The sequence below is a fragment of the Janthinobacterium kochi genome, assembly GCF_051380715.1.
In the GTDB taxonomy this organism is placed as follows: domain Bacteria; phylum Pseudomonadota; class Gammaproteobacteria; order Burkholderiales; family Burkholderiaceae_D; genus Janthinobacterium.
The window spans coordinates 1-6963 of record NZ_JBNYXO010000031.1; the positions used below are offsets into that span (position 1 = coordinate 1).

Here is a 6963-nt window from a genome sequence, read left to right on the forward strand (position 1 = left end):
TTGTCAGCTGCGAAGAAGGAAGAGTATGAAGCGTTTCGGCTATTTCGTCAACCTTCTTTTTTACCCACTTCACTCAGCATTTGCATGCATCGTTCAGCGAGGGGGCGAATTATAGCCAAGCGCCACGATAGTAGCAAGGCTTTCAGGCAATATTTAAAATGGCCGACCTGACCCAGTGAAAACCCAGCCTTTCCTGCTCCATGCGGACGCACTCTCCCAAGGTATTGTCACGTAACATGTGAAACAAAGCTTGCTCCTCATCCGTCAAGCGAGTCAGATTGCCAGCGTGACGTTTATGCTGTTCTTCACTGCCCCATAAGAGGCGATGCGCTTCAAGAGTTGTGATATCCATCAACATGGAACGTGCGTGGGGCAAGTACTCGCGCAAGCGATCAAGAATGGCAAAACCATGGGTATCGATATCGCCCCAGTAAATCACCTCACTGTCAGCTAGCCAATGCACATCTCCCAAGCGGTCGACGCCATAACCGCCACCGAAGATCACCATGCTGTCCGCCACCTCCGGAAATGCCAGCCCATTGATTTCATTCTCGGTAATAAAAACGCGTTTTACCGTGGTCCGCAAGGCAGCAAACTGCGCCACTGGTACGCTCAAGTCAGACAGCCCACCGATATGGTGGCGCGCATCGAGCAGGCGAAAGCGTATCAATGCCGGCTTGCTCAGCAATCCATAACGCGCTTCAAATTGACGGGCACCGATCGCCTGCATATCAATCGCCTCCGGCGGCATGAGCTGGTCCAGCAATTCCGCCAACAAAGCCTTGCGCGTTTCGATGAATTTACTGTCCACCCCAGGAATGTCGAGCTCGCGCAAATAGCGTTGCGGGCGGGGGTGGGCGACAAACCACTGCAAGATCAAGACGATGCGCTCCCATGCGGGCGCATGTTCCAGCAACAGCATCGGCCGGCGCGCGATCCAGCCGGCCAAAATCGGAAAAGCCTGCAGCGTCAGGGCTGACAGTTGCTCGAAGCGCTGTTTTTCAGCCACTTTTCCAATCAGCCGCAATGCGTCGGCTTCATCAGCCACAACGACGCTGGCCGGCATACGGTTACGTCCCAGCTGACGATGATTGATGTCACGCCATGCGATGGCATAGCCGTGTCCCTTATGGCTCTTGCTGCCCTCGTCAAGCTGCCGTATCCAGCGCCTTACTTCATCGAATTGCTCGCCCAGGGTGGACGTCCCCGGCTGGCGTAATTTGAGTGTCCATGGAAATATCGAGTCGCCATTCACATGCGCCTCCAACAGACGGCCACTGTCCCACAAACGTAGTAGCTGGGCTCGAATGGCCGATGGCGAGGTCCAGTTGCTGCTCATGTCGCTCACGCGGGATGCGCCTTGCGTTCGGCTTGATATTGCTCAATGCTCAGGTAACGCAACATCGATTGCCGCCCTTCTTCGCTGTGCACAAAACCCAGCCCGGCAACATAGGGCTCGATGATATGAATTTTTTGTAACGGCGTGACGATGAGCAATTGCAGATTCATGCGTTTGAACAGTTCCAGTCCATATCGTGCGGATTCGTCCGAACCGCGGCCGAACGCTTCATCGATCACGACAAAACGGAAGGAACGGGAGCGCACCACCCCCCACTCCAAGCCGAACTGGTATGCCAGGCTGGCGGCCAGTACAGTATAGGCCAGCTTTTCCTTCTGTCCGCCAGACTTGCCGCCGGCATCGGTGTAATGTTCATGCTCGCGGTCGTCTTCGCGCCAGCGCTCGGAAGCCGAAAAGACAAACCAGTTGCGCACATCGGTCACCTTGCGCGTCCAGCGCTTGTCCACCTCGGCGCTGCCGCTGCGGCCCCGGAAACGCTCGATGATGGTCTTTACCTGCAGAAATTTGGCTTCCGAATATTCTTCGTCGCTCGACCCGGTCAACGCGCCTTCGGTGCAGGCACGCAAGTCGGCCTGGAAGTCGCGCAGGTCGGCGTCCAGGTTGGGCTCGGCTTCCAGCGCGATGTAGCGGTTGGGGTTGTAATCGATATCGTGCAGCGAGCGGTTGATGATATCGATGCGTTCGCGGATAGTTTCACGCTCACGCTTGAGCTGCGACTGGAAGCCGGCAATTTCGCGGATCGTGTTTTCATTGAGCAGCTCCTTGAAGCGCTGCGCAAAGCGCGGCAAATCATCGGCCTGCAGTACCGTCAGCATCTTGCCGAATTCGCCAGCGGCATTGATGCTCACATCGACCTCACGCGTATCGAGCGGCCAGGCCGTGACGTAATCGCTCATGGTACTGATGATACGGTCGCGCAAAACGGCGATTTTCTTGCTGTCGGCATCAATACGCGCTTGCAAGAAACCGCGCATATCTTTTTCGCGGTTATCGCACGACTCCACCGTCAGCTTGTGTTCGCCCAGGGCTTCCGCCTGCAACTGCAGCAGCAGAGGAAAATACAGCTCACGCGCGGGCTCTGGCGTGGCGCCCAGCAACTGTGCGCAGTCGGCCAACTGGCGCCGCGCCTGATCCTGACGTTCGCTGAGCCTGGCATGCTCAGTGGTGTGACGGCTGATGTCCTCGTCCGTGCCGGCTTGCACTTGCGTCAGTGCTTCAAGCTGACTCTGCAGTTCACGCAACAAATCCGACGCCGCTTCCAGTGCCTCTTTTTCACGCAGTAATTGTTCGATCGCCAGCAACAGCGGCTTCCAGTCCAGATCGCCGAAATGCTGGAACAGCGCCAGTTGCTGCCATTGGCCCAGACGCTCCTGATGTGATTGACGTTCAAGCTTGAGTGCCCTGATGCGTGCGCCATGGGCGGTGATGCGCAGCGCCAGGTCACGCGCCTGCTTTTCCAGCGCCGCGATCTTGGAGTGGTTGGTCCAGCCCAGCACATAGCGCGCACGGTCATCGAGACGATGGCGGTCATCCTTTTCGTGACGCTCGCCACCCGCCTTGATCTGGCCATTGCGCGTGATGGCCAGTTTTTCGCGTTGAAATTGTTGCAGCGAATCACAGCAGGCATAGTCGAAGCGCCGTGCCAGTTCGCTGGTGATCCAGGGATAAAAGGCCGAATCGGGCTTGATGGACAGCTTGCGCACCAGCGAATCCGGATGCAGCGGCCGCGCTTCCGGCACGCTGACTACACGCACCCGAAAATAGACCAGGCGGGCGCCCAGATGGCTACGGTCCACCCATGCCGCCACCGCCGCATAATGGACGTCCGGCACCAGCAGCGCCAGACCGAAATTGTGCAGCAGGCGTTCGGCCGCGCCCTCCCACTCGCCGGCATCGTCGCGTACCTGGATCAGCTCGCCAACAAAGGGCAGCTCGTCACCATCGAGATCCAGTGCGCCACACAGCAAGTCGCGCAGTTTCAGCATCTGGCCTGGAATATTCGAGCGGCGCTGGCGTAACGATTCAAGTTCTGCCGTCAGCTCGCCATGGCTGGCACCGAGTTCATGTACTTTCACACCCGCCTCGGTCAGGCTGTTCTGACACTCGTCATGCTGCACCATGCATTGCGCCTGGCCACTGTCGATGGCGCGCAGATTGGCGCGAAACCCTTCGTCATCGCCGGCGCCCGGCAAGCCCAGAGCTTGCGCCAATTCATCATATTGCGCAGCGCGCCGCGCACGCTCATCCTTCAGAGCTTGCTGGCGCAGGATATCGGCGTCGATCTGCGCCAGACGGTTGCCGCCGTTGGCGGAAATGGCTTCCCGGATTTCATCGCGGCGCACGCCTTGCTCGCTGCGCAACTGTTGCAGCCGTTGCAGGCGGGCAGTGGTTTTTTCCAGCTCCAGCGCCAGTTGTTCCAGACGGCTTTCCAGCAAGTCACTTTTCAAGGCGGCAAACCACGGCCGCAGCGCTTCGCGGCAGCCGCGCAATTGCTCATCCTGCTGCTGCAAGCTGGCATGACGTGCGCAGTCGGCAGTCAGCGGCAACAATTGCTCGATCTGCTGTTTCGCCTTCAGTACCGCTTCGTGCGCGCGATGCAGATCATCGAAATGGGCGATCAGGGCGGCGATGCGCTCTTCGACGGGAAACGCTTCGAGCATGTGCTCACGCACGAAGTCAGTCAGGTTGCCGACCGATTTCATCGACACCGTCTGGTGAAACAATTCCATCGCCTGCTCATTGCCGATACCGAAGCGGCGACGGAAATCGGCGCCATAGGGCGGAAAGGTATCGTGCAGAACGACACCCTTGCTGGCGCGCAGGCGCTTGCGCAACTGGTTGATATCGGTGCCGAAGCCGGCAAACTGGTCGGTGATCGACAAGGCACTGTCCGCCACGACATAAAAGCGCTCGGGCTGGCCGCGTGCATCCTTGAGCCAGAAAACCTGCGCCAGGGTCACTGTCTGATCGTAGCCCTCGTTATAAAACACGCCGAGGATCACGGCATACGTATTCTGGTCACGCAAGGCGACAGCGCGCGCCGTGCTGCCAGTGTCGCCGCGTTCCGATTTGTAGTGGCCCAGCACATACGTGCGCAGGCTGCGCTCATGCGCGTCGGCGCCAGCGGCCTTGTTATAAGAAATCTTTTGAGCGGGAACCAGCAAGGTGGTGATCGCGTCGACCAGCGTCGACTTGCCAGACCCGATGTCGCCGGTCAGCAGCAGATTGTCGCCACCCGGATGCAGTTTCCACACACGCGCATGGAAGGTGCCCCAATTGAAGACTTCGAAGTGATGCAGGCGAAAGCCGGCGCGCTCCATGGCCGCCGGGTTGGCGAAATCAAGCTGGGGCATTACACCGTCCTCATGGTCACGCGCCGTCATTGCGCATCCTCCGACAGGCTCATGCCATGGCTGGCGTAATCGTTCAGGCGCTGCTCGAAATCGCTGAGCCATTGCGCATCGACAAAGGCCTTCAAAATGCGCCGCACTTCAAATTGATGGTCCTGGCCACGCAAACGATGTAGGAAGCCCAATTCGACCACTTTGTTCAGGTGCGTCTCCATGCGGTCGAGCAAACGTGCTTCATTGGCGGTATCGGGCATGAAAAGGCGCAATTGTTCGGTGATCTGCTCACGGCTGACGATCAACCGTGTGTCACCGCCATTGCTGTCGAACTCCGCCAGCTTCTTACGCAACAGCACCAGGATCAAACTGACCGGATAACTGAGCTGGCGGCGCGGCACCAGGCGCGGCAGCGCAACTTCCCCTTCCGACGTGGCGCGCTGACGCAGATAGGCATAGCCTTCGGCTTCATCGAGGATCAGCTCCAGGCCTATTTGCTGGCAATAATCGCGCACGCGCGCTTGCAGCAGCAGCAGGGGCTGCCACAAGGCGACATCGTTTTCCTGGTACAACACGCCTTGCATCAAGGCGATCAGGATCTGGCTGTAATGCGTTTCGCTGGAAGAATTCATCATGCGCTGAAAATAAGGAGAGGCAGCGTGGCAATGCGCGCACGACCTTGAGCATCGGTCCAGTGTATCGTTTCTTCTTGCGTATCGTCGATCACGCTGGGCAATTCCTGCGTCGCCAGGCTCAGATAAGTGGCCAGTTCCGCCAAGCCCTGCTCGAGCGGATACTCGGCGATCAGCGAGGCCAGTGAAATCTGCTTGCGCTCTTGCAACGCGCGCTGAACGTTCGACGCCAGTTTCTGGCGGTCGACGTAGACCTGGCCGAAGAGGGCTTCCGATGGTATGGCCTCAGCCATTTCATCGAGCACGCCATGCAAGATCACCGGTTTGAATGGCGGTGTAAACAAAGTGCGATCCATGGGTACCATCACATCCGGCCCAGCGACATCGATTTCGATAAAGGCAGCATGCTCGATGACTGCGCGCGCATCGAGCGCCTTTTTTTCTATATCGCGTATCAACTGCATGATACGGCGGTTTTCCAGCCATGCCTGGTCATCGAGATAGCGCCGCAGCTGTTCGGACAAACGGGCCACCGTGCGCTGCGTCACTTCGCCCGCCTCCAGCCAGTCGTAATGTATCCGCAGCAAACGGCCATCGGGCGCCAGTTCACGCACCGGATCGAGTGCCATTACCGCATTCAGCAGCGCCGTCAATTCATCCTGGCGCGATGGCGACATCAACAGATCCCAGAAGGCGCGAAAGCTTTTCCCCTCGTCGGAATCGGCGATCACATCACGCTTGCCGAAAATCTCCTGTAGCAATTCACCTTTGCTGCCCTCCCAGGTGGCGATACGTTCCCGCACCGAGCGATCCAGACTGCGAAAATTGTGCTCGACGGCGCGAAAGTCCGACAACAGTTCGCGCGCCGTCGACGACATTTGCAGGAAGCGTTCGCGTATCTGGCTCGGCTCCATCATGTCGAGCCGGCCCTGGGCGATTTGCGCGATTTCCGCATCGATGGCCGCCTTGCGTTTCTGCAGTTCGGCGATACGGGTACGGGGATTCAATTCCGTGCCATCGATAATCTGCCGCAGCAGATCGAATACCGTCATCAGGCGCGATTCGGTACCGATGAATTGGCGCTGGCCCAGGCCAAGCAGCCATTCGATTGCCTGTTCGGTCGGCGACGTCAAATCATAGTGCGGTTCGTCCTGCCCGCTTGGATAATATTTGCGTAGCCAGCCCCGTTCATCGGAAGCCCAGTCGTCCAGATACGCTGTCGCGCTTTTGGGAAACAACACCTCGCCAGCCAGTTCATGCAGATGATACAGATGATCGTCCAGATGCGATGCCAGTTGCTGGCGCGCGATGGTACGGATATTGGGCGCAATAAAATGATGGTGCAGGAAACTGGCGATCATCGGTGCATGATCGGCGGCGAGCAAACGCCAGGCCGGATGGTTGCGGCGCTGGGTAGAAAGTTGTTGATAGTCCATCTGTATGCGTTTTAGGGGCTATTGCGCACTGTAGCACCGATCAATGGCACAACTCATGACAAATCTCTAAACGTAAAAAACCCCCACCGGATCACCGATGGGGGTTTTTCGAATAACAAGCCTGACGATAACCTACTTTCACACTGGTTGCAGCACTATCATCGGCGCAAAGTTGTTTCACGGTCCTGTTC

4 protein-coding genes are annotated in these 6963 nt (G+C 58.0%); all 4 read right to left on the reverse strand.

Translation table 11 applies throughout. The features are described from left to right. Positions 1 to 142 precede the first annotated feature (142 nt). Genes ACQ4WL_RS27520 through ACQ4WL_RS27535 form a run of 4 tightly spaced genes read right to left on the reverse strand, consistent with a single transcriptional unit; the run spans position 143 to position 6772 of the window. Positions 143 to 1339 (reverse strand): Wadjet anti-phage system protein JetD domain-containing protein, encoded by a 1197-nt coding sequence (locus ACQ4WL_RS27520; RefSeq protein WP_436512890.1) that lies wholly within the window; start codon positions 1337 to 1339, stop codon positions 143 to 145. A gap of 5 nt (positions 1340 to 1344) precedes the next feature. Continuing rightward, on the reverse strand, positions 1345 to 4713 hold the full coding sequence (locus tag ACQ4WL_RS27525; RefSeq protein WP_436512888.1) for an ATP-binding protein: 3369 nt from the start codon (positions 4711 to 4713) through the stop codon (positions 1345 to 1347). A gap of 26 nt (positions 4714 to 4739) precedes the next feature. Next, positions 4740 to 5336: a DUF4194 domain-containing protein gene (locus ACQ4WL_RS27530; RefSeq protein ID WP_436512892.1), complete on the reverse strand. Its 597-nt coding sequence runs from the start codon at positions 5334 to 5336 to the stop codon at positions 4740 to 4742. Then, a complete protein-coding gene (locus ACQ4WL_RS27535) occupies positions 5336 to 6772 on the reverse strand; it encodes a DUF3375 domain-containing protein (protein WP_436512889.1) in 1437 nt (478 codons plus the stop codon). The genes ACQ4WL_RS27530 and ACQ4WL_RS27535 overlap by 1 nt, the downstream gene beginning before the upstream one ends. Positions 6773 to 6963: the final 191 nt, after the last annotated feature.